Origin of the sequence: Streptosporangium sp. DT93 (assembly GCF_049844535.1) — a bacterium.
Lineage (GTDB): Bacteria > Actinomycetota > Actinomycetes > Streptosporangiales > Streptosporangiaceae > Streptosporangium.
On record NZ_JBNCLF010000003.1, the window covers coordinates 353,349 to 374,437 of the forward strand.

Here is a 21,089-nt window from a genome sequence, read left to right on the forward strand (position 1 = left end):
CGCGGCATCACCGGGCTGCCGCCGCGAGGGCCGCTGTGCGACGCTGCTGGAGAGATCCGCCCACCCGTGAGGAGTTTCCGCCTTGGTCGAGAACCCGTTCTTCGCTCCCAGCGAGCTGCCGTACAGGCTCCCGCCGTTCGCCCAGGTCAGGGAGGAGCACTACCTTCCGGCCTTCGAGCGCGGCATGGCCGAGCAGCTGCGCGAGGTGCGTGAGATCACGGACGACCCCGAGCCGCCGACGTTCGCCAACACGATCGAGGCGCTGGAGAGTTCCGGCCAGGTCCTGCGGCGCGTCTCGACCGTCTTCCTGACGATCGCCTCCTCCGACGCCACCGACGAGATCCGGCGGATCGAGACCGAGATCCTGCCCAGGCTGACCAAGCACGGCGACGCCATCCGGCTGGACCGCGACCTGTACGCCCGGATCAGGCGGGTCGTCACCGACGTCCCCGAGGAGGCGTGGCTGCTGGAGAAGTACCGCGTCGACTTCGTCAGGGCCGGAGCGGACCTGTCCGAGCCCGAGCAGGACCGCCTGCGGGAGCTGAACGAGGAGCTGACCAGGCTCTCCACCTCCTTCACCCAGAACCTGCTGGCCTCCTCCACAGACTCCGCGCTGGTCGTCGAAGACCCCGCGTCGCTGGACGGGCTCCCGGAGAGCACGATCAAGGCCCTGGAGAAGGACGGCCGCTACGTGCTGCCGCTGTTCAACCACACCAACCAGCCCGCGCTGGCCGAGCTGACCGACCGGGAGACCCGCAGAAGGCTGTACGAGCTGTCGGTCGGCCGGGCGCCGGAGAACCTGCCGCTGGCCGCCAGGATGGCGGAGCTGCGCGCCGAGCGGGCCGCCCTGCTGGGCTACCCCAGCCACGCCGCCTACACGGTCGCCGACCAGACGGCCAAGACCGTCGACGCCGTGGAGGAGATGCTCGGCAGGCTGGTGGGCCCGGCGGTGGCCAACGCCCGCCGGGAGGCCGAGGCGCTGGGCCGCGAGGCCGGCTTCCCGCTGGAGCCGTGGGACTGGTCCTTCTACGCCGAGCGGGTGCGCAAGACCGACTACGACTTCGACGGCGGCGACCTGCGTCCCTACTTCGAGCTCGACCGGGTGCTGCACGACGGGATCTTCCACGCGGCCGGGGAGCTGTACGGGATCACCTTCACCGTCCGCGAGGACCTCGTCGGCTACCACCCCGACGTGCGCGTCCACGAGGTGTTCGACGCCGACGGCTCGCCGATGGGCCTGTTCCTGTTCGACCCGTACGCCCGCCCCTCCAAGCGCGGCGGCGCCTGGATGAACAGCCTGGTGAGGCAGTCGCACCTGCTGGACGAGCGGCCCGTGGTGATCAACAACCTCAACATCACCAAACCGGCCGAGGGCCCCACCCTGCTGACCTTCGACGAGGTCAACACCGCCTTCCACGAGTTCGGCCACGCCCTGCACGGCCTGTTCTCGGACGTGCGCTTCCCCCTGGTCTCGGGCACCGGGGTGCCGCGCGACTTCGTGGAGTACCCCTCGCAGGTCAACGAGATGTGGGCCACCTGGCCGTCGATCCTGGCCAACTTCGCCCGGCACCACGAGACCGGCGAGCCGGTGCCCGCGGAGCTGCTGGAGAGGATGCGGGCGGCGGAGAGGTTCAACCAGGGCTTCGCCACGGTCGAGTACCTCGCGGCGACGCTGCTCGACTGGGCCTGGCACAAGCTGCCCGCGGGCGAGACCGTCGAGGACGCCGAGGCGTTCGAGGCAGCGGCCCTGGAGCGCGCCGGGATCGCCTACGACCTGGTCCGCACCCGCTACCGGACCTCCTACTTCGCGCACATCTTCACCGCCGGGGTGGGCGGCTACAGCGCCGGCTACTACTCCTACATCTGGAGCGAGGTGCTCGACGCCGAGAGCGTCGGCTGGTTCGAGGAGAACGGCGGCCTCAGGCGCGAGAACGGCGACCACTTCCGCTCCACGCTGCTGTCGGTGGGGGGCTCGCGGGACGTGATGGGCGCCTTCCGCGCCTTCCGGGGACACGACCCGCGCATCGAGCCGCTGCTGGAGCGCCGCGGCCTGCAGGCGTAGCCGTCGCCGCCCACGGGCGCCGCGGGTTCCTCGGGCACGACGGGTTCTCCGGGCACCGCGGGGGTGGGGGAAACTCCACCCCCGCCGGGCAAGCACACCTCCCGCGCTCCCGCGCGGAAGGAAGAACACTGGAGGTATGACACAAGGACGGAAGAGGACGGGCGCCGCACTCGTCGCGCTCCTGGCCGGTGCCCTGCTCGGCGCCGCGAGCCCGGCGACGGCGCGGGCGGAGGCGACCGCGGGACCGGTCGTGGCGGCCGGGACGACCATCGCGACGGGCGCGACCCCGGGGACAGACCAGGCCGAGGGGACCGGGGCGACCGGCACGGCCGGAGCGGGCGGCGGGAAGGCGACCGTGCGTACCGACGCCGGCCTGGTGCGGGGAACGGTGGCCGCCGGCCACCGGCTCTTCCAGGGCATCCCGTACGCCGCGCCGCCGGTCGGGGACCTGCGCTGGCGCTCCCCCCGGCCGGTCACCCCGTGGCGCGGGGTGCGCGACGCCACCGCCCCGGGCGGACGGTGCGCCCAGGTCGCCGACGTCTGGGGGCTGCCGGCGAGCGACACCGAGGACTGCCTCTACCTCAACGTGACCACCCCCGCGCGCGAGCACGGGAAGCGGCCCCGGCCGGTGATGGTGTGGCTGCACGGCGGGGGCATGACCAGGGGCGCGGGCAGCGAGTACGACGCCCGCAGGCTGGCCGTGCGGGGCGACGTCGTGGTGGTGACGGTCAACTACCGGCTCGGGATCTTCGGGTTCTTCGGCCATCCCGGCCTGGAGGACTCCGGGGCGTTCGGCATCGAGGACCAGCAGGCGGCGCTGCGGTGGGTGCGGCGCAACGTCTCGGCGTTCGGCGGCGACCCGGGCAACGTCACGCTGTTCGGGGAGTCCGCCGGCTCGCACTCGGTGTGCGCGCAGCTCGCCTCCCCCTCGGCTGCGGGGCTGTTCCACCGGGCGATCGGCCAGAGCAGCCCGTGCCGGACGGGCGAGCCCGCGGAGGGCAGGCCGCGGCCGATCCTGGACGTGCCGCTCTGGGTGCCCCGGGCCGCGCACGAGGGGTACGGGCAGAGCCTGGCCGCCACGGCGGGCTGCACCGACCCGGCCACGGCGCTCGCCTGCCTGCGCGGCAGGTCCGTGGCCGACCTGCTCGCCCTGCAGCCCCTCCCGCTGCCGGGCTACGGCAACGCGGTGCTGCCCGAGGATCCCGCGAAGGTCCTCGGTGAGGGCCGCTTCAACCGGGTGCCGATCCTGACGGGCGTCACCCGCGACGAGGGCACGCTGTTCGCCGCGCTGATGTTCCAGCCGATGACGGCCGAGCGGTACGAGGCGACCCTCACCGAGAGGTTCGGCGCGGACGGGCCCGCGGTGCTGGCCCGCTACCCGCTGGGCGAGCACGGCGGCTCACCCCTGCAGGCGCTGGGGGCCGTGATGAGCGACCTGGACTGGGCCTGGCCGGCGCGCGACACCGACCTGATGTTCGCCCGGTACGTGCCGACCTACTCCTACGAGTTCGCCGACCGCGCCGCGCCCGTGCTCTTCCCGCTGCCGAACGGCGTCGCGCCGCTCGCCTCGCACGGCTCGGAGCTGTCGTACCTGTTCGGGGTCGGCTGGGAGTCCGCCCCGCTCACCGGCGAGCAGCGACGGCTCGGCGACGTGATGATCGACTACTGGTCCCGGTTCGCCGCCACCGGCGACCCGAACCGGCCCGGCCTGCCCACCTGGCGGCGCGTGCGCCCCTCGGACGGCACGCCGTACACGCAGGGGCTGGCCCCCGGCCGGGGCGGTGTCGGGCCGTTCGACCGGAGCGGCGCGCACCGGCTCTCCTTCTGGGACGACCTGGCCGCATCGGGAACGCCCTCCGCGGGGCGTACCGGCTCCCCGTCCTGACCGACGGGGAACCGGTCGGGCCCCTCGGGCCCCTCGGGCCCCTCAGGCCCCGAGTCTTGCGAGGGCGGCGCGAAGGCGCTCGGCGGTGCGCTCGCGGCCGAGGGCCTCGATCGACTCGAACAGGGGCAGGCCCACGGTCCGGCCGGTGACGGCCACCCGGACCGGAGCCTGCGCCTTGCCGAGCTTGAGCCCGTGCTCGGCGCCGACCTCCTCCAGGGCGACCTTGAGCGAGTCGGGGTCCATCGCGACCGTCTCCAGCCGGGCCAGGTAGCCGGTGAGGATCTCCACCGCGGAGTTCTTCATGGCCTTGTCCCAGGACGCCTGGTCCAGGACGGGCTCGTCCAGGAAGAGGAAGTCGACGTTCGCCGTGATCTCGGACAGGACCGCGATGCGGGTCTGGGCGAGCTCGGCGACCTTCGCGAACACCTCACGGTCCCAATCGGGCTCCAGCCAGGGGTCGCAGCGGGAGACGAACTCCGCCAGGGGCAGCGCCCGGATGTACTCGCCGTTGAACGCGCGGAGCTTCTTCTCGTCGAAGAACGCCGAGGAGGGGTTGACGTCCTCCAGCGTGAACAGCGGCACCATCTCCGACCAGGGCATGATCTCCCGGTCGTCCCCGGGGCCCCAGCCGAGCAGCATCAGGTAGTTGACCATCGCCTCGGCCAGGTAGCCCTCGTCGCGGTAGGACTCCAGGGCGACCTTGTCGCGGCGCTTGGACAGCTTCTGGCGCTTCTCGTTGACGATGACCGGCACGTGCGCCCAGACCGGCGGGGCGACGCCGAGCGCGTCCCAGAGCAGCTGCTGCTTGGGCGTGTTGGACAGGTGCTCCTCGGCGCGGACCACGTGGCTGATCCGCATCTCCACGTCGTCGACGACGTTGGCCAGGACGAACAGCGGCGATCCGTCGCCGCGCGCGACGACGAAGTCCTCCATCGCGGCGTTGGGGAACTCCACCGTGCCCCGGACCAGGTCCTCGACCACGGTGACGCCCTCGTCGGGGGTGCGGAAGCGGACCGCGCCCTCGGTCAGGCCGCGGTCGCGGCAGAAGCCGTCGTAGCCCTGGTGCTGGGAGCCGGTGCGGGCCTTGACCTCGTCGCGGGTGCAGACGCAGTGGTAGGCGCGGCCGTCGACCAGCAGCTTGGCCACGGCCTCGCGGTGCTGCTCCTCGTAGGAGGACTGGAAGTAGGGGCCCTCGAAGGCCGGATGGGTGTCGTTGACACCGATCCAGGCGAGCGCCGAGATGATGCCCTCGGTCCACTCGGGCCGGTTGCGCGCGGCGTCGGTGTCCTCGATGCGCAGGACGAACCGTCCGCCGGACTGCTCGGCCAGCGCCCAGTTGAACAGCGCGGAGCGGGCGCCGCCGACGTGGAACATGCCGGTCGGCGAGGGGGCGAAACGAACCCTAATCACGGGGGACCACCCGGTTGCTGAGAGTGCCGATTCCTTCGACGAAGACGCTGACCTCGTCGCCGACGCTGAGCGGGCCGACCCCCTCGGGGGTGCCGGTCAGGATGACGTCGCCGGGGATCAGCGTCATGACCGCGCTCACGTGGGCGATCAGCGCGGGGATGTCGTACATGAGCTTGGAGGTGCGCGAGCTCTGGCGGACCTCGCCGTTCACCGAGGTGACGATGGCGACGTCGGAGGGGTCGAGCTCGGTCTGGATCCACGGGCCGAGCGGGCAGAACGTGTCGAAGCCCTTGGCCCGGGTGAACTGGACGTCCTTCTTCTGCAGGTCCCGCGCGGTGACGTCGTTGGCGCAGGTGTAGCCGAAGACGACCTCGTGGGCCCGCTCGCGGGGGACCTCCCGGCAGAGCCTGCCGATCACCACGGCCAGCTCCCCCTCGTAGTCGACCCGCTGGGAGAGCGACGTCGGGTAGGCGATGGCCTCACCCGTGCCGATCACCGAGGTGGACGGCTTGAGGAAGACCAGCGGCTCGTCGGGGACCTCCCCGCCCATCTCCTTCGCGTGGTCGGCGTAGTTCCTGCCGATCGCCACGACCTTGCTGGGCAGCATGGGGGCGATCAGCTTGACCTGGGAGAGCGAGAACCGCTCCCCGGTGAACTGGATCGGCCCGAAGGGATGACCGGAGATCCCGGCGACGAACTCCTCCCCGGGGCCGCCCTCGACCACCCCGAACCCGACACCGTCTCCTGTGGAGAACCTCGCTATACGCACACCGACAAGGCTAGTCGCGCTCCGGGTCCCGCCGGACCGCGACCGTACCCGGAGACGGTCCCGCCGGACGGGGGGCGTGGCCGGTTGCGGCCCTCGCCGGGCGGCGGGCGTGGCCTTGCCCGGAGACGCACGGCCATCACCGTGATGACCTATATATAACTAAAACTGAGTATAAATCCTATTTTCCAGATACGACCAGGATTGACCTAAGAAAAGGTATGTCCTGGTTGCGTGGCATATGGGGGGTATTACCGGCTGTAGCACCATCAAAGGACCGGAGAGACCCTCCCTCGGCGGAAGGAACGGACGTGACTGAAGCCAGCACGGTGAACAGGCCCCAGGGCGGCGAGACCACGGTGCCCCGGGCCCGTACCGACAGTTCGACGACGCAGGGTGGGCTGGTCACCTCCAAGGGGACCACCACCATCGAGAGCGGCGTGGTCGCGAAGATCGCGGGCCTGGCGGCCCGGGAGATCCAGGGCGTGCACAACATGGGCGCGGGCACGGCGCGCGCCTTCGGCGCGATGCGCGGCATGGTCGGCGCCGAGAAGAGCGTCACGCAGGGGGTCTCGGTCGAGGTGGGCGAGCGGCAGGCCGCCGCCGACCTGGAACTCGTCGTCGAGTACGGCATGTCCATCCCCGACCTGGCCGGCGCGGTGCGCCGCAACGTGATCACGGCGGTCGAGCGGATGTGCGGCCTGGAGGTCACCGAGGTCAACATCAAGGTCTCCGACGTCCACATGCCCGGCCAGGGGGACGGGGCGGAGGAGTCGTCGTCCGAGCCGGAGCCGCGCGTCCAGTGAGCGCCCCCGCCCCGGCGACGCCGGGCCCCGCACGCGACCCGCGGGAAGCGGGCCGCCGCACGACCGAGCCCGCACCCTCGGCCCGCCGTACGGCCGAGCCCGCACCCTCGGCCCGCCGTACGGCCGAGCCCGCACCCTCGGCCCGCCGTACGGCCGTGCCCGCACCCGATCCCGAGCCCTCGGCCCGCCGTACGGCGGTTCCCGATCCGGGGCTCCCGGCCCGCGAGCCGGACGTGAACGCGCACGGATCCACCGGATCCACGCCGGCGGCCGGCCCGGGGACGTCCGCGGGCCCGCGGGGAGCAGCGGCCGGACCGGAGGCGGGCGGGTTCGAGACGACCGGGCCTGGGACGAGCGGGTCCGAGACGGGCGGCGAGGGGCCGGATCCGGTCCACCGCGCGGCGGTCCTCGCCCGCGGGATGGCCGACGCGGTACGGCGCTGTCCCGACGTCGTCGATCTGTCGGGCGGTCCCTTCGGGACGGTGGCGACCTACCTGCCCGGCGAGCTGATGCCCGGTGTCGCGCTGCGCGAGGACCAGGTGGAGGTCTCCGTCGTCGTCAGGCTGGGACGCCCGCTGCCGGAGATCGCCGAAGAGATCCGCGCGGCGGTCGCCCCGATGGCGGGCGACCGGCCGGTGAACGTCCATATCGGAGGTTTGACGTGAACGGCTTCCCTGTCTGGTCCGTGCTCGGCACGGTCGTCGGTGTCCTGCTGGGTTTCGCCGGGGCCTTCGGCGGCCTGTCGGCGTTCCTGCTGGTGCTGGTGCTGGGCGCCATCGGGTTCATGGCCGGCCGCCTGGCGGAGAGCGGGCAGATCGACCTGTCCCGCCTGGCGTCGAGGCGGCGATGAGCGCCCCGGTCGAACACCGCCCCGTGCCCGGCCGGGCGGACCCGGGTTCCGCGGGCCCCACGGGTTCCGCGGGCTCCGGCGCCCCGCCGGGCGGTGTCCCCGAGCAGATGGGCCGGTCCACCCCGTCCACCGTGTCCGGCCGCCCGGCCGTACCGGCGGAACGGCGCGGCAGGACCGATATATCCGATCGGGTGGTGTCGCGCATCGCGACCCGCGCGGCCGGAGAGGTGGCACGGGTACGGAAGGTCGGCGAGCGGGGGCCGCTGTCCTTCCGGGGCGGTACCCGCGCCACCGTGGACGGCGAGCTCACCACGCTCCGCCTGGACGTGACGGTGGACTACCCGGCTCCGCTGCGCGAGGTGGCCCAGCAGGTCAGAAGCCACGTGGCGGAGCGGATCATGGCCCTGACCGGCCTGTACGTCGGCCACATCGACATCGACGTCGTCAACGTGACCCTGACCAGGACCGCGACCGCAAGGACCGCAGGCGCCACCGGAACCACAGGGACCACCAGGACCTCCGATGTCACCGGCGGCGCCGGGACCCCGGGGACCGCCCCTGTCCGGGAGGAGCGCGGATGACCACCCGGACCTCCGGCGAGGCCGGACCGCCTCCCGAGGCGACGGCCCCGGGGACGACGACCGCACCCGGCGCGGGAATCGCGGAACCGCCCGCGTCGTGGGCGTCCGGCGCGGTGCCGAGAAACGCCTCGGCGGACCGCGCGGCGATCAGGGCGTTCCGCCCGCGCCGGGTGATCCCCTCCGTGATCACCGCCACCGCGATGACGGCGCTCGGCCTCCTCGTGGCCCTGGAGGTCGTCTCCGCGCTGCTGCGCCGCCCGCTGCGGCTGGTGCCCTACGACCGGATCCTTCCCTGGGCCTCGTCCACGCCGTGGAGCGACCAGCGGGTGATGGCGGGCGCGGGCCTGATCGGCCTGCTGGGCCTGCTGCTGGTGCTGCTCGCGATCGTGCCGGGACGGCCCACGCTCGTCCCGGTCAGGACCGGGACCAGGAAGCTGCTGGTCGGCGTGCACCGCCGGGGGTTCGCCAGGTCACTGGCCCGCGCCGCCGAGGCGGTGCCGGGCATCGACCGCGCCAGGGTGAGGCTGGTGGGCAGGACCGTGCGGGTGAGGGCCGACGCCGGCACGCGGGACGTCGCCGGGCTGGCCGACGTCGTACGGGAGGCGGTGAACGCGCGGATCGACGCGTTCTCCCCCGTCCGCGGGCACTCCGTCCGCGTGCGGCTGCGGGGCGGGGCAGCGCCGTGAACGACACGACCGCCCGGGGCAACCGGCTGGGACTGCTCCTCGTGGGGCTGGCGCTGCTCGCGCTGGCGGCGCTGACGATCACGCGCGGGGCCGGGGTGTTCCCGCAGGACGCCGCGCCCGCCCGGGCACCGCTCGTCGACGCGCCGATGCGCTCGGCGTTCGCCCGCTACGACCCGTCGCTCCGCTGGGTGATCGCGGCCGGCGGGATCGTGCTCGCCCTGTTCGGCCTGCGCTGGCTGCTGGTCCAGGGACGCCGCCGCAGCCTGGACACCATGCGGCTGGAGGGCGGCCCGGCCGGGGTGACCGAGGTCGACACCGGCGGCGTGACCGACGCGGCGTCCGCGGAGGCGGGCGTCCACCCCGCGATCCTCGGCGCCACCGCCACGATGATCGGCACGGAACGCGATCCCTGCGTACGGATGCGGGTGAACCTCGCCGGGAACGCCCCGATGAGCGCGGTCCGCGAGCAACTGGGCGAGGTGGTGCTGCCGCACATGCGCCAGGCCCTGGAGAGCCCGGACATGCCCGCCGTCGCCCGGGTGAACGTGGAGGACGCGCCACGTCCCCGGCGGACCCTCGCCTGACGGGGCGCCGCTCGTAGAGTGGTCGGAGGAACCACCACCTCGAGGAGACGATGTGCCGGTCGTGAAGATCAACGCCCTGACGGTGTCCGCGGAGATGCGCGAGGAGCTGGAGCGCCGCTTCTCCGGACGGGCAGGGGTCGTCGAGTCCGCCGACGGATTCGAGTGGTTCGAGCTGCTCCGCCCGGTGGAGGGCACCGACCGCTACCTGGTCTACACCCGCTGGCGTTCGGAGGAGGACTTCAAGCGCTGGACCGAGAGCCAGGCCTTCCAGCGGGGTCATGCCCAGGCCGCGGCCGACGCGGGCCAGGGGAACGACCAGGGGCAGGGCCATGGGCATGACCAGGGCCAGGGACACGGGCAGGGACACGGGCAGGGCCCGGCCCAGGGCCACGGGCACGGGCAGGGTCCCGCCGCCACCGGAGCCGAGCTGTGGTCCTTCGAGGTGGTGCAGAGCACCGGCCCGGCGCCGGGAGCCTGACCATCGCCCGAAGGGCTCGAACACTTCGAACGACCAGGACGGCCCGAACGGGCCTGACGAATCAGACGGCCCGGACGCACCGGACGGCCCGGATCGGCCCGCGCCCCACGGCGGGATCACGCCGCACGCCCCCTGCCCCCCTGCCGCCCGGGCCCCCGCGAGGGCTCACCCCTCCAGGGGATTGTTCGCCATGAGTTCGGCGATCCCGGAGCGGGCCAGTCTCCCGGCCTGGCTGTCCGGCTTGCGGGCCCCCTGCTCCAGGATGCACATGGTGAAGTACGGGCCGAGCCCCAGCCGGGGGTAGCGCTCCAGCACCTCGGCGCGGAGCTCCGCCGGGAAGTCCTCGGGCCTGCGGCCGGAGATGTCGAGCGCGGTGGACAGCTCCAGCAGGTGCCCCTCCGGGTCCTGCTCGGGGTCCACCTTGTCCCACATGTGACGTACGACGATCTCCGAGGCGCGCACCCGGCGCTCGACCGGCCAGCCCGCGCCGGCGGCGAAGACCCACGCGACGTGGCCCCCCGCCTCCTCGAACGGCACGGTGTGGCTGTCGAACTCCGCGACCAGCCCGATGTCGTGCATCATCGACGCCACGTACAGCAGCTCGGCGTCGAAGGCGATGTCGTTCATGGCGCCGTAGGCCGCCGCCCACAGGTAGGCGCGGACGGAGTGGTTGAGCAGGGCGGGCGGGCAGTAGGCGGTCGCCACCTCCAGGGCGCCGCGGGCGGCCGGGGAGTCGGGGACGACGATGTCGGCGAGTCTCATGCGGCCCAGCCTGCCGAAGCGGGCGCGCGTGCGCGAGTGGCTCAAAGGACATCGGCCGATAGGATCGCGCCATGACCTTCCGGACGGTCGCGGTGATGCTGTTCGACGGCATCCCGCTGTTCGAGGCCTCGGTGCCGATCGCGGTCTTCGGGGAGAGGCGACCGGGGCTGCCGGAGTTCGACACCCGGGCCGTCTCGGCCGAGGGCGGCCCGGTCCGCACCGACATCGGGATCACCCTCGACGCCCCGTACGACCTCGGCGCCGTGGAGGACGCCGACCTGGTCGTCGTGCCCACCTGGCGGAACCCGTCGGGCCCGCCGCCCGCGGGGGAGGCGCTGGAGGCGCTGCGCCGCGCCCACCGGCGCGGGGCGACCGTGGTCGGGCTCTGCCTGGGCACGTTCGTGCTGGCCGCCGCGGGCCTGCTGGACGGGCGCCGGGCCACCACGCACTGGCGCTACGCCGGGCTGCTCGCCTCGGCCCATCCCCTCGTCGACGTCAGGCCCGACGTCCTGTACGTCGACGAGGGCGACGTCCTCACCTCCGCGGGCAGCGCGGCCGGCATCGACCTGTGCCTCCACCTCGTCCGCCGGACGTACGGCCCCGAGGAGGCCAACCACATCGCCAGGAGCCTGGTGGTCCCGCCGCACCGGGCGGGCGGCCAGGCGCAGTACATCGACCACCCCGTGCCGCCGCCCTCGACCGGCGACCCCATCGGCGAGACCCTCGAATGGGCCCTGCGGCACCTGGACCGCGAGCTCACCGTGGACGCCCTGTCCGCCCGCGCCACGATGAGCCGCCGGACCTTCGACCGGCGTTTCCGCCGGGTCACCGGCACCACCCCGGCGCAGTGGCTGCTCCACCAGCGCGTCCTGCAGGCCCAGCGGCTGCTGGAGACCACCCGCGAGCCGGTGGAGCGGGTGGCCCGCAGCGTGGGGTTCGCCTCGGCGGTGGCACTGCGCCCGCACTTCCGCCGCAGGGTCGGCGTCTCCCCCGCCGCCTACCGCGAGGCCTTCGGCACCGCCTCCGGGACGGAGAGGGCCACCCGCCCGGCCCCGTGACCGGCCTCCGGCGGCCCCTGACCGCACGGGCCGCACGGGCCCGCACGGACCCACGGACCGCGCGGACCGCACGAGTCCCAGCAACCTCACAGGCCCCGCGGGCCCTGTGCGGCCCTTGAGGCGAATAAGGTTCACACGCCCCACAATGTTCGTGGGACCCGCGAATCCCACCGGTGGGGACCCGCATCCAATTGCTAACGATGTCCCGGAAGCCCCCCTGCCACCTTGACCGGTTTGATGGGATTCGGACAGCATGATCCACTCCCTCGCCCCGTCCCGGAAGGAACTGGCGTGCGCCGCCGCACACAAGCACTCGCCCTTGCCCTGGTCTCGCTGCTGACCTGTCTCGTCCCGGCCGGGACCGCGGAGGCGGGCGCCGCGGAACGCACCACGGAGTGCCAGGGCGACTGGCTGCCCGCCACGCCCACCGGGGCGGACGTGATGAACGGCCGGCTCGGCTTCCTGGACTTGGCCCCGGTGAAGGTCGGCAGGAACGTCGACTGGCGCACCGACCCCTACCGCAACCGCTCGTGGAGCATGGTGTTCCACTCGCTGCGCTGGATGGGCCGCCTCGTCGCCGACTACGAGACCAACAACGACAAGGCCTACCTGGAACGGGCCGTCGAGATCGCCAGGGACTGGGTCGCCGACAACCCGCGCGGCGGCGCGAGGAGCAGCCCGTACGCCTGGCAGGAGCACCCGATCGCGCTGCGCGCGCCCGCGCTGGTCTGCCTGAGCAAGCACGTCGACGCCGCCTGGCTCACCCGCAGCCTGGCCGACCACGCCGCGATGCTGTCGAACCCGAAGCTGTACGAGAAGGGCCACAACCACGGCATCGACCAGGACATCGCGCTGCTGGGCATCGGCTGCCGCTACGGCCGCACGGCCTGGTCCGGCCTGGCGATCAGGCGGCTCACCGAGACCGTGAAGCTCGACGTGGACTCCCAGGGCGCGCTGCGCGAGCAGGCCCCGCGTTACGCGATCTACGTGTACGAGCGCCTCAAGGTGGCCATGGACAACATCCGGGCGTGCGGGCTCAAGGTGCCCGGGGACATCTCCTTGCGCTGGGAGTCGCTGGAGGACTTCATCGCCCACTCGACCCAGCCGAACGGGTACATGGTCCCGATCGGTGACGGCGGGGCGGACGTGCGGCCGGTCGGCTACGGCGCCCCGAAGAAGACCGTGCGGGTGTTCGGCAACGGCTACGTCTACGGGCGCACCGCCTGGAACGACCCCGGCTCGGCGTTCTACTCCATCCGCTTCGGGCCCGGGACGAAGTACCACGGCCACGAGGACCACCTGGGCGTGACCTACTACGCCCAGGGCCGTGACGTCCTGGTCGACGCGGGCTTCGACTCGTACGAGAACAGCGGCTACCGGCGCTGGACGATGTCGCCGCAGGCGCACAACACCTCGACGGTGGCCGGGGCCCGCTTCCGCGGTGCCACCGCCACCGCCCTGAGCGGGTCCTCGATCGGGCGGGATCGGCAGAGCTACCGGCTGACCGACAGGGCCTACGGCGTGCCCAGGACCCGTTCGGTGCTCGTCGGCCACGGCCAGGACGTGATGGCCGTGCTGGACACGGTCCCCAAGGGCTCGCGGGTCGCCAGCCTGTGGCACTTCTCCCGTGACCTGTCCGTCGTCTCGAACGGCGGCGGCCGGGTGGTGCTGAAGGACGAGAAGGGCTGGAAGGCGACGCTCGCGCAGGTGTCGATGCCGTCGTGCGAGCCGGTCGGCGGGCTGAAGGTCGTCCGCGGCAGGAAGAACCCGTACCAGGGCTGGGTGTCGTCGGCCTACCTGCAGCGACACCCCGCCCCCGCGGTCGTGGCCCCCGCCGCCGGCGCCTCCGTGCTGACGGTGGTCGTGCCCGGCACCGACGATCCGTCGCTGTCCTGCTCCGGCGGCACGGTCGTCGTGAAGACCTCCGAGGGCACGGTGAACCTCCGCGTCCGCGGCGCCGACCTGTCCTGACGCCCGGCCGGGGTCCCAGCCCTGGCCCAGGACGGTTCCCCGTCCCGGGTGGTGCCTCGTCCCCGGCTCTCCGGCCGGGGACCGGCGCGTCCTCAGGCGGTGTGGCCCGCCCGCAGCAGGCCGTAGGTGACGGCCTGCTCCAGCGCCTGCCAGGACGCCTCGATGATGTTCTCGTCGACGCCGACCGTGGACCACTCCCCGGCCGCGTCGCTTGAGGTGATCAGCACGCGGGTGACCGCGTCGGTGCCGTGCGTCCCCTCCAGGATGCGCACCTTGTAGTCGATCAGCTCGACCACGGCCAGCTCGGGGTAGAGCCGCTCAAGACCCAGCCGTACGGCCCGGTCGAGGGCGTTGACGGGGCCGTTGCCCTCGCCGGTGGCGACGATCCGCTCGCCCTTGGCGTGCAGCTTCACGGTGGCCTCGCTGACGACCTCTCCGCTCCGGGACCGTTCGACGATCACCCTCCAGGACTCGACCTGGAAGTGGCGCCTGCGCTCGCCCGCGACGGTGTCGCGGAGCAGCAGTTCGAAGGAGGCGTCGGCGGCCTCGAAGGTGTAGCCCTTGGACTCCATCTCCTTGACCCGGTTGACCAGCTCCCGCGAGGTGTCCGGGCCCAGCTCGTAGCCCAGCTCGCGGCCCTTGAGCTCGACCGAGGCGCGCCCGGCCATGTCCGAGACGAGCATGCGCATGTCGTTGCCGACCTCGGCGGGGTCGATGTGCTGGTAGAGGTTGGGGTCGACCTTGATCGCGCTGGCGTGCAGCCCGGCCTTGTGCGCGAAGGCGGAGACGCCCACGTAGGGGGCGTGCGAGTTGGGGGTGACGTTGGTGACCTCGGTGATCGCGTGGGCGATCCTGGTCATGTCCGCCAGCGCCTCCCGGGGCACCAGGTCGAACCCCCGCTTGAGCTGGAGGTTGGCCACGACGGTGAACAGGTTGGCGTTGCCCGAGCGTTCGCCGTAGCCGTTGGCGCAGCCCTGCACGTGGGTGGCGCCCGCCTTCACCGCGGCCAGCGAGTTGGCGACCGCGCAGCCGGTGTCGTCGTGGCAGTGGATGCCGATCCTCGCGGACGTCGCGGCGGCGGCGTGCACCACGTCGGCCAGCTCGTCGGGGAGCATGCCGCCGTTGGTGTCGCAGAGCGCGATCACCGAGGCCCCCGCCTCGGCCGCGACGCGCAGGACCTCCAGCGCGTACGCCGGGTTGGAGGCGTAGCCGTCGAAGAAGTGCTCGGCGTCGAGGAAGACTCTCTGGCCCTCCGCGCGAAGATGGGAGACCGTGTCGCGGATCATCGCGAGGTTCTCCTCCAGGGTCGTGCGGAGGGCCAGCTCCACGTGCCGGTCGTGACTCTTGGCGACAAGGGTCACGACCGGCGCGCCGGATTCGCGCAGCGCGGCGACCAACGGGTCGTCGGCGGCCTTCACACCTGCCCGGCGGGTCGCGCCGAACGCGGCGAGCTGCGCGTGCTTCAGGTCCAGCTCTGTTCGAGCCCGCCTGAAGAACTCGGTGTCCTTGGGGTTGGCGCCCGGCCAGCCGCCCTCGATGAAGCCGACGCCGAGGCCGTCCAGGTGACGCGCGACGACCAGTTTGTCGGCCACCGTGAGATTGAGCCCCTCCTGCTGGGCTCCGTCACGGAGAGTCGTGTCGTACACGTGGAAGCGATCGTCGGCCATGTCGTTCTCCTTCGCGGGTTCGATGATCCGCCGCGCGCAGTCCGGCTCCGGAAACAAAAATGACCCCTCACGGACGTGAGAGGTCTGCGCGCCGGCGGTGTCCCTTTTCAGCCGGCGCGCCTGCCGATAATGAGCAGACCGTAGAACATGATGCCTCGGAGTCTGCCACACGCCGACACCATCTGACACATCGATCTCACCATCCGAGATCGTCGGCGCGTCGGCGCGCTGCTCGTCACAATGCCAAACGGTTCGCCACGACCGGCCCGCACGGGCCAGAATGGCCGCCATGAAAGCCACCTACCTCGACCCCGCCGTGGGACAGTACCTGCTCGCCCACACCACCCTGCCCGACGACGTCCTCGACGCCCTCGCGGTCGAGACCCGCGAGCTGACCGGTGACCGCGCGGGGATGCAGATCTCCCCCGACCAGGGGAGCCTCCTCACGATGATCGCCCAGCTCTGCGGAGCGAGGAACGCGGTGGAGGTGGGCACCTTCACCGGCTACTCCTCCATCTGCCTGGCCCGCGGGCTCGCCCCCGGCGGCGGGCTCACCTGCTTCGACGTGAGCGAGGAATGGACCGCGATCGCCCGCAGGTACTGGGAGAAGGCGCAGGTGGCCGAGCTCATCGACCTGCGGATCGGCCCCGCGGCCGAGCGGCTGCGCGAGCTTCCCGAGCACCCCGCCGTGGACCTGGCGTTCATCGACGCCGACAAGGTCAACTACCCGGTCTACTACGAGCTCCTGATGGAGCGGCTGGCCCCGGGCGGGCTGATCCTGGTCGACAACACACTGCAGAGGGGCCAGGTCGCCGATCCCGCCAGCGACGACGAGACGGTCCGGCACGTCCGCGCGTTCAACGACCTGGTCAGCGCCGACGAGCGGGTCACCTCGGTCATGCTCCCCATCTCCGACGGCCTCACCATGATTCGAAAGCACTGACGAGAACTTTCCCGATCCTCGCGTGAGCTTTGCGTTTTTCGATTACTTTACGTCACATGAAGAGCACGTGGCGCTCACCGTCGCGGAGGGAAGGATGAGACCATGGGAATGCTCATGGAGAGATCGGCCGCGTACCAGCTCACGGAACGCAAGCATGTCGAGCGGCTCTACCTGGAGCTCGTCGAGCGGTTCGAGAATCACCGGATCGAGCTCGTCAACGGCCGGATCGTGGTGAGGGAGATGCCCACGATCGCCCACGCGAAGGTCGTCTGCCAGCTGATGGCACAGCTCATGCCGCTCTCGACAGAGAAGGGATGGTGGCTCTATCCGCAGGTCAAGCTCCTCCTGCACGTGCAAGGGGATCGCTTCGAGCCTGATCTGGTGGTCGTTCCCCCCGATGCCCCGCTCTGGGATCCCAGCCACATCTACGCGAACGCCACGTTGCTGGTCGTCGAGGTCGTCTCTCCGAGCAGCGTTCACGACGACCATGTGGTCAAGCCTCGTGCCTACGCGCTCGCGGGAGTGCCGCTCTACCTCGTGGTCGACACGTTCGCGAACCGGTTCAGGCTGCTCAGCCGGCCGGGACCGGAGGGGTACGCCGACGAGGTCACCGAATCGCTCGGCAAGCCACTCGAGCTTCCCGCGCCGTGGGACGTCACGATCGACACCGGCAGGCTGATCGAGGACTGAATCTGCCGCGCGTGACCGGGTCCGGCCCGGGAAGGCCGGGCCCTTTCACGCGCGGGTGGCGGCCACCCGCCCCGGCGGACCCGGGCCTTCCCGTGGCGACTAGCATATCTTGTGGACCCAGGCGTGCGGGTCGGGGCGGGAGCCGTACTGGATGCCCACGAGCTCCTCACGGATCTTCGCGGTGACCGGGCCCTGGGTGCCGTCGCCGATCGTCCACGCGCGGTCGGCGCCCTTGACCGTGCCGACGGAGGTGACGACCGCGGCGGTGCCGCAGGCGAAGACCTCGGTGAGCTCGCCCGACTCGCAGCCGCTCTGCCACTCCTCGATCGACAGGCGCCCCTCCTCGGCCCGCAGGCCCAGGTCTCCGGCGAGGGTGAGGATGGAGTCGCGGGTGATGCCGGGCAGGAGCGTGCCGGTCAGCGCCGGGGTGAGCAGCCGGTCGCCGTAGACGAAGAACAGGTTCATCCCGCCCATCTCCTCGACGTAGCGGTGCTCGCTCGCGTCCAGCCAGACCACCTGGTCACAGCCCTGCTCGACGGCCTGGCGCTGGGCCACGAACGCCGCGGCGTAGTTGCCGCCGCACTTGGCGAACCCGGTGCCACCGGGGGCGGCGCGGGTGTACTCGGTGGAGAGCCACACCGAGACGGCCTTGCCGCCGCCGAAGTAGGCCGCCGCCGGGCCGGCGATCACCATGTACCGGTAGGTCCTGGAGGGGTAGTTGACGCCGAGCGCGGGCTGCGTCGCGATCATGAAGGGGCGCAGGTAGAGGCTGTGCCCGGGCGTGGTGGGGACCCAGTCGCGGTCGGCCTGGACGAGCAGCTCCAGCGACTCGACGAACGTCTCCTCCGGCAGCTCGGGCATGGCCATCCGCAGCGCCGAGGCGTTGAACCGGGCGGCGTTGGCCTCCGGGCGGAAGGTCACGATCGCGCCGTTCTCCTGGCGGTAGGCCTTGAGCCCCTCGAAGAGCTCCTGCGCGTAGTGGAAGACCGAGGTCGCCGGATCGAGGACGAGCGGCCCGTACGGGGTGAGCCGGGCGTCGTGCCAGCCCTCGCCCTCGGTGTAGTCGATGGAGATCATGTGGTCGCTGAAGACCTGGCCGAACCCCGGGCTCGTCATTACCCGCTCACGCTCGGCCGTGGTGCGAGCGTGGTCGGAGAGCTGCACGTCGAAGCTGAGCTTCTGAGCGGTGGTCATGACACGGATCCTTCTCTTGGTGTCTGGCTTACCCTTGCGTCCATTCTGCGTTGGACCGGGTAACGGGAAACTACTGCATCGCCGACGAAATCCGTCAGCGGGGCGGAAAAACGAAAACGCGCCCGGCGGCTCGGGTGAGCCGCCAGGCGCGTCTGGGTCGAGGTGGGCGGCTTCCTCAGCCGGCTACTCGGGCGGTGATGTCGTCGCCGATCTCGCGGGTGGTCCGTCCGGCCCCGCCGGCGGCCCGCTCGGCCAGGTCGTCGGCCACGGCCCGCTCGACCCGGGCGGCCTCGGAGGCCAGGCCCAGGTGGTCCAGGAGCATGGCGACCGACAGGATCGTGGCGGTCGGGTCGGCCTTGCCCTGGCCCGCGATGTCGGGGGCGCTGCCGTGGACCGGCTCGAACATGCTCGGCGCGGTGCGGTCGGGGTTGACGTTGCCGCTGGCCGCCAGGCCGATGCCGCCGGCGATCGCCGCGCCGATGTCGGTGAGGATGTCCCCGAAGAGGTTGTCGGTGACGATCACGTCGAAGCGCTCGGGCTGGCCGACGAAGAACATCGAGGCCGCGTCGACGTGGCAGTAGTCGGTCCGGACGTCGGGATACTCCTGGCCGACCCTCGCGAAGGTGCGGGCCCACAGGTCGCCGGCGTAGGTGAGCACGTTGGTCTTGTGGACCAGCGTCAGCTTCCTGCGGGGGCGCGACAGGGCCTTGTCGAAGGCGTAGCGCACCACGCGCTCGACGCCGTACGCGGTGTTGAGCGACTCCTGGGTGGCGATCTCGTGCGGGGTGCCGTGGCGCATCACGCCACCGGCGCCGGCGTAGGGCCCCTCGGTCCCCTCGCGGACGACGACCATGTCGATGTCCTCCGGCCGGGCCCTGCCCAGGGGGGTCTCCACGCCGGGGAAGAGCTTGACCGGCCGCAGGTTCACGTAGTGGTCGAGCCGGAAGCGGAGCTTGAGCAGCAGGTCGCGCTCCAGCACGCCCGGGGGCACGCTGGGGTCGCCGACCGCGCCGAGCAGGATCGCGTCGTACCCGCGCAGCTCCTCCAGGACGCCGGCGGGCAGCGTCTCGCCGGTCTCGTGGTAGCGCTTGGCGCCGAGATCGTAGGTGGTGGTCTCCACCTTCGTGCCGACGGCTTCGAGGACCTTCAGCCCTTCGGTGACGACCTCGACCCCGATCCCGTCCCCGGGGATGACCGCCAGGCGGATGTTACGCGAATCCATGCCGTCACCCTACCGGGCCGTCTCGATGCTTGAACACCGGTCTCATTCCTCGGACAGATTTTCCATCCGAGCGACTTTTGATCGTTTTGCCCATTTTTAGTCTATATTGACCGTTTCATGGTGTTTGGTTATGGTCCTCATCGTTCAGATTCATGCCTAATTCGTCCGGATCATCCTTATCGATGCGGACGAAGCCGGGGAACCACTCTTGCCGGGATCCGTCCGGGCCCGGGAATCCCGCTCCTGACCGGAGCGCGTTCCCGTACGCCCGGCAGGTCCCTCGGGGCGAGTCGGCGCGCTCCCGCGCCGTAGGGCGGCCTCCACGCCCGAGCCCGACAGCTCACCCGGCCGGCCCCATGGAAGGAACGAACGATTCTGTACGGCACAGTCTGCTCTCGCGTCGCGTCCGTGCTCGTCGCCGGGACCGCGGTGCTCGCGACCCCGGCCGCGGCCCACGCCGTGACACCGGCCGCCTCGCCCCTGCCCGCCCCCGGGCCCGCCGCGCTCGGCATGCCCGCCCTGAGGGGAGCGCTGAGGGCCGCGTCCCTGCGTCCCGCCTGGCAGAAGGCCCTGAGCTGGGCGATGTCCAAGCGCGGCACGCCCTACTCCTGGGGCGGCACCGGCCGCGGCGGCTTCGACTGCTCGGGGCTGATGCTCCGCGCCTACGAGGCGGCCGGCATCACGCTGCCCCGCGTGTCCTCCGACCAGTACGAGGCGTTCTCCGCGAAGATCGCCTGGAAGGATCTGAGACCGGGGGACCTGGTCTTCTTCAGCGGCCTCGGGCACGTCGGAATGATCACGAAGCCCGGGTACATGGTGCACGCCCCGCGCAGCGGGGACGTGGTCAAGGAGGAGCGGCTGAGCTCCTGGCGGCGCGCCGCCTTCGCCGGCGGGGTGCGCCCCGACCCCGAGGGGGTCGAACTGGCCGAGCGCATCGAGCGCGCGGCCGGACCCCTCGCCGGCGGATGACCCCCGGCCCGTCACGGGACCCGGTGGCGGACGACCCGCCGTCCGTCATCGGCGGACGACGCCGTCTCCCACCTCGTGCGGCGCCGTTCGCCGCCGGCGGGTGACCCCGCCCGTCCGCCCGTCAGCCGCGGGTGGGCGAGCCGCCGTTGTCGCGGCGGTCCAGAGCGGTCTGGAGGGCGTCGACCGCCTCGTTCTCGTTCTCGTCCGGGCGGTTCCAGGCATACATCTCGTACATGGCGGATCTCGTCTCGGTCGCGTGTGAGCGGTGAAGGTGGCCGAGACTCCGGTCAGGACTCGGACCGGGCCCGATGCCGCGGTCCGGGTCACGGACCGGCGGACGGAGGGTTCACAACCGGCGAGGGCCACGGACACCGTGGCGGGCCGCCGGCCTGCCCCTGTCAGGCCCCGCCGCGGCGGGTGAACGGTACGAACACCCGTCGCATCTCCGTTCAGGGTACCCGGCACCGCGGGGAGCGTCTCGCCCCGCGTACACACTTCTCACATG

The 21,089-nt window shown here is 72.0% G+C and carries 20 protein-coding genes and 1 riboswitch; of the genes, 14 read left to right on the forward strand and 6 right to left on the reverse strand.

Annotated features, from left to right (window positions below; all coding sequences use genetic code 11):
- Positions 1-82: 82 nt before the first annotated feature.
- Both ACLQ2R_RS09460 and ACLQ2R_RS09465 read left to right on the forward strand, forming a co-directional pair.
- Positions 83-2,062 (forward strand): M3 family metallopeptidase, encoded by a 1,980-nt coding sequence (locus tag ACLQ2R_RS09460; protein WP_425958978.1) that lies wholly within the window; start codon positions 83-85, stop codon positions 2,060-2,062.
- Positions 2,063-2,198: 136 nt separating this feature from the next.
- Complete coding sequence (locus tag ACLQ2R_RS09465; protein ID WP_425958979.1) at positions 2,199-3,947, forward strand: carboxylesterase/lipase family protein; 1,749 nt, start codon at positions 2,199-2,201, stop codon at positions 3,945-3,947.
- Positions 3,948-3,989: 42 nt separating this feature from the next.
- Here the strand turns inward: ACLQ2R_RS09465 and gltX are convergent, their stop codons facing one another.
- Positions 3,990-5,321, reverse strand: a complete 1,332-nt coding sequence (gltX, locus tag ACLQ2R_RS09470; protein ID WP_425959174.1) for a glutamate--tRNA ligase — start codon at positions 5,319-5,321, stop codon at positions 3,990-3,992.
- Positions 5,322-5,349: 28 nt separating this feature from the next.
- Positions 5,350-6,126, reverse strand: coding sequence for a fumarylacetoacetate hydrolase family protein (locus ACLQ2R_RS09475; RefSeq protein ID WP_425958980.1), 777 nt, complete (start codon positions 6,124-6,126; stop codon positions 5,350-5,352).
- A gap of 308 nt (positions 6,127-6,434) precedes the next feature.
- On the opposite strand from ACLQ2R_RS09475, the gene ACLQ2R_RS09480 reads away from it, so the two are divergent.
- From ACLQ2R_RS09480 to ACLQ2R_RS09510, 7 genes are read left to right on the forward strand one after another with little or no spacing between them, the layout of a single operon-like run.
- Positions 6,435-6,929, forward strand: coding sequence for an Asp23/Gls24 family envelope stress response protein (locus ACLQ2R_RS09480; protein WP_425958981.1), 495 nt, complete (start codon positions 6,435-6,437; stop codon positions 6,927-6,929).
- Positions 6,926-7,594, forward strand: a complete 669-nt coding sequence (locus ACLQ2R_RS09485; RefSeq protein ID WP_425958982.1) for a hypothetical protein — start codon at positions 6,926-6,928, stop codon at positions 7,592-7,594. Before ACLQ2R_RS09480 ends, ACLQ2R_RS09485 begins: the two co-directional genes overlap by 4 nt.
- Complete coding sequence (locus tag ACLQ2R_RS09490) at positions 7,591-7,779, forward strand: hypothetical protein (RefSeq protein WP_425958983.1); 189 nt, start codon at positions 7,591-7,593, stop codon at positions 7,777-7,779. The genes ACLQ2R_RS09485 and ACLQ2R_RS09490 overlap by 4 nt, the downstream gene beginning before the upstream one ends.
- Positions 7,776-8,360 carry an Asp23/Gls24 family envelope stress response protein gene (locus ACLQ2R_RS09495; RefSeq protein ID WP_425958984.1) on the forward strand — a complete coding sequence of 195 codons (585 nt, stop codon included), beginning with the start codon at positions 7,776-7,778 and terminating at the stop codon, positions 8,358-8,360. Before ACLQ2R_RS09490 ends, ACLQ2R_RS09495 begins: the two co-directional genes overlap by 4 nt.
- Entirely contained in the window at positions 8,357-9,046 is a 690-nt protein-coding gene (locus ACLQ2R_RS09500; RefSeq protein ID WP_425958985.1) for a DUF6286 domain-containing protein, read from the forward strand. Before ACLQ2R_RS09495 ends, ACLQ2R_RS09500 begins: the two co-directional genes overlap by 4 nt.
- Positions 9,043-9,630, forward strand: coding sequence for a hypothetical protein (locus tag ACLQ2R_RS09505; protein WP_425958986.1), 588 nt, complete (start codon positions 9,043-9,045; stop codon positions 9,628-9,630). The genes ACLQ2R_RS09500 and ACLQ2R_RS09505 overlap by 4 nt, the downstream gene beginning before the upstream one ends.
- A gap of 52 nt (positions 9,631-9,682) precedes the next feature.
- Entirely contained in the window at positions 9,683-10,108 is a 426-nt protein-coding gene (locus ACLQ2R_RS09510) for an antibiotic biosynthesis monooxygenase family protein (RefSeq protein ID WP_425958987.1), read from the forward strand.
- A gap of 165 nt (positions 10,109-10,273) precedes the next feature.
- Here ACLQ2R_RS09510 and ACLQ2R_RS09515 read toward each other — a convergent pair whose 3' ends face one another.
- Entirely contained in the window at positions 10,274-10,870 is a 597-nt protein-coding gene (locus ACLQ2R_RS09515; RefSeq protein ID WP_425958988.1) for an HD domain-containing protein, read from the reverse strand.
- Between the two features lie 71 nt (positions 10,871-10,941).
- Between ACLQ2R_RS09515 and ACLQ2R_RS09520 the strand changes: the two genes are divergently transcribed.
- Together ACLQ2R_RS09520 and ACLQ2R_RS09525 are read left to right on the forward strand one after the other, a co-directional pair.
- Positions 10,942-11,928: a helix-turn-helix domain-containing protein gene (locus ACLQ2R_RS09520; RefSeq protein ID WP_425958989.1), complete on the forward strand. Its 987-nt coding sequence runs from the start codon at positions 10,942-10,944 to the stop codon at positions 11,926-11,928.
- 291 nt (positions 11,929-12,219) lie between these two features.
- Entirely contained in the window at positions 12,220-13,899 is a 1,680-nt protein-coding gene (locus tag ACLQ2R_RS09525; protein ID WP_425958990.1) for a heparinase II/III domain-containing protein, read from the forward strand.
- A gap of 92 nt (positions 13,900-13,991) precedes the next feature.
- Here ACLQ2R_RS09525 and cimA read toward each other — a convergent pair whose 3' ends face one another.
- Positions 13,992-15,566, reverse strand: a complete 1,575-nt coding sequence (gene cimA / locus ACLQ2R_RS09530) for a citramalate synthase (protein WP_425958991.1) — start codon at positions 15,564-15,566, stop codon at positions 13,992-13,994.
- A gap of 289 nt (positions 15,567-15,855) precedes the next feature.
- Here cimA and ACLQ2R_RS09535 point away from each other — a divergent pair, with 289 nt between their 5' ends.
- Together ACLQ2R_RS09535 and ACLQ2R_RS09540 are read left to right on the forward strand one after the other, a co-directional pair.
- Positions 15,856-16,509 carry an O-methyltransferase gene (locus ACLQ2R_RS09535; protein ID WP_425958992.1) on the forward strand — a complete coding sequence of 218 codons (654 nt, stop codon included), beginning with the start codon at positions 15,856-15,858 and terminating at the stop codon, positions 16,507-16,509.
- A 102-nt stretch (positions 16,510-16,611) separates the two neighbouring features.
- On the forward strand, positions 16,612-17,199 hold the full coding sequence (locus ACLQ2R_RS09540) for a Uma2 family endonuclease (RefSeq protein WP_425958993.1): 588 nt from the start codon (positions 16,612-16,614) through the stop codon (positions 17,197-17,199).
- 99 nt (positions 17,200-17,298) lie between these two features.
- On the opposite strand, the gene ACLQ2R_RS09545 is transcribed toward ACLQ2R_RS09540, so the two are convergent.
- Together ACLQ2R_RS09545 and ACLQ2R_RS09550 are read right to left on the reverse strand one after the other, a co-directional pair.
- Complete coding sequence (locus tag ACLQ2R_RS09545) at positions 17,299-18,393, reverse strand: branched-chain amino acid aminotransferase (protein WP_425958994.1); 1,095 nt, start codon at positions 18,391-18,393, stop codon at positions 17,299-17,301.
- A 175-nt stretch (positions 18,394-18,568) separates the two neighbouring features.
- Complete coding sequence (locus ACLQ2R_RS09550) at positions 18,569-19,615, reverse strand: 3-isopropylmalate dehydrogenase (RefSeq protein ID WP_425958995.1); 1,047 nt, start codon at positions 19,613-19,615, stop codon at positions 18,569-18,571.
- 143 nt (positions 19,616-19,758) lie between these two features.
- A riboswitch (cyclic di-AMP (ydaO/yuaA leader) is annotated at positions 19,759-19,984 on the forward strand.
- A 39-nt stretch (positions 19,985-20,023) separates the two neighbouring features.
- Between ACLQ2R_RS09550 and ACLQ2R_RS09555 the strand changes: the two genes are divergently transcribed.
- Positions 20,024-20,584, forward strand: a complete 561-nt coding sequence (locus ACLQ2R_RS09555) for a C40 family peptidase (RefSeq protein ID WP_425958996.1) — start codon at positions 20,024-20,026, stop codon at positions 20,582-20,584.
- Positions 20,585-21,089 lie beyond the last annotated feature (505 nt).

What these genes read in the sequence shown, in the direction of transcription:
- ACLQ2R_RS09550 (WP_425958995.1), bottom strand. Translation starts at nt 19,615, where the DNA reads ATGGATTCGCGTAACATCCGCCTGGCGGTCATCCCCGGGGACGGGATC.
- ACLQ2R_RS09515 (WP_425958988.1), bottom strand. Translation starts at nt 10,870, where the DNA reads ATGAGACTCGCCGACATCGTCGTCCCCGACTCCCCGGCCGCCCGCGGC.
- ACLQ2R_RS09545 (WP_425958994.1), bottom strand. Translation starts at nt 18,393, where the DNA reads ATGACCACCGCTCAGAAGCTCAGCTTCGACGTGCAGCTCTCCGACCAC.
- ACLQ2R_RS09495 (WP_425958984.1), top strand. Translation starts at nt 7,776, where the DNA reads ATGAGCGCCCCGGTCGAACACCGCCCCGTGCCCGGCCGGGCGGACCCG.
- ACLQ2R_RS09465 (WP_425958979.1), top strand. Translation starts at nt 2,199, where the DNA reads ATGACACAAGGACGGAAGAGGACGGGCGCCGCACTCGTCGCGCTCCTG.
- ACLQ2R_RS09500 (WP_425958985.1), top strand. Translation starts at nt 8,357, where the DNA reads ATGACCACCCGGACCTCCGGCGAGGCCGGACCGCCTCCCGAGGCGACG.
- ACLQ2R_RS09520 (WP_425958989.1), top strand. Translation starts at nt 10,942, where the DNA reads ATGACCTTCCGGACGGTCGCGGTGATGCTGTTCGACGGCATCCCGCTG.
- ACLQ2R_RS09540 (WP_425958993.1), top strand. Translation starts at nt 16,612, where the DNA reads ATGGGAATGCTCATGGAGAGATCGGCCGCGTACCAGCTCACGGAACGC.
- ACLQ2R_RS09535 (WP_425958992.1), top strand. Translation starts at nt 15,856, where the DNA reads ATGAAAGCCACCTACCTCGACCCCGCCGTGGGACAGTACCTGCTCGCC.
- cimA (WP_425958991.1), bottom strand. Translation starts at nt 15,566, where the DNA reads ATGGCCGACGATCGCTTCCACGTGTACGACACGACTCTCCGTGACGGA.
- gltX (WP_425959174.1), bottom strand. Translation starts at nt 5,321, where the DNA reads ATGTTCCACGTCGGCGGCGCCCGCTCCGCGCTGTTCAACTGGGCGCTG.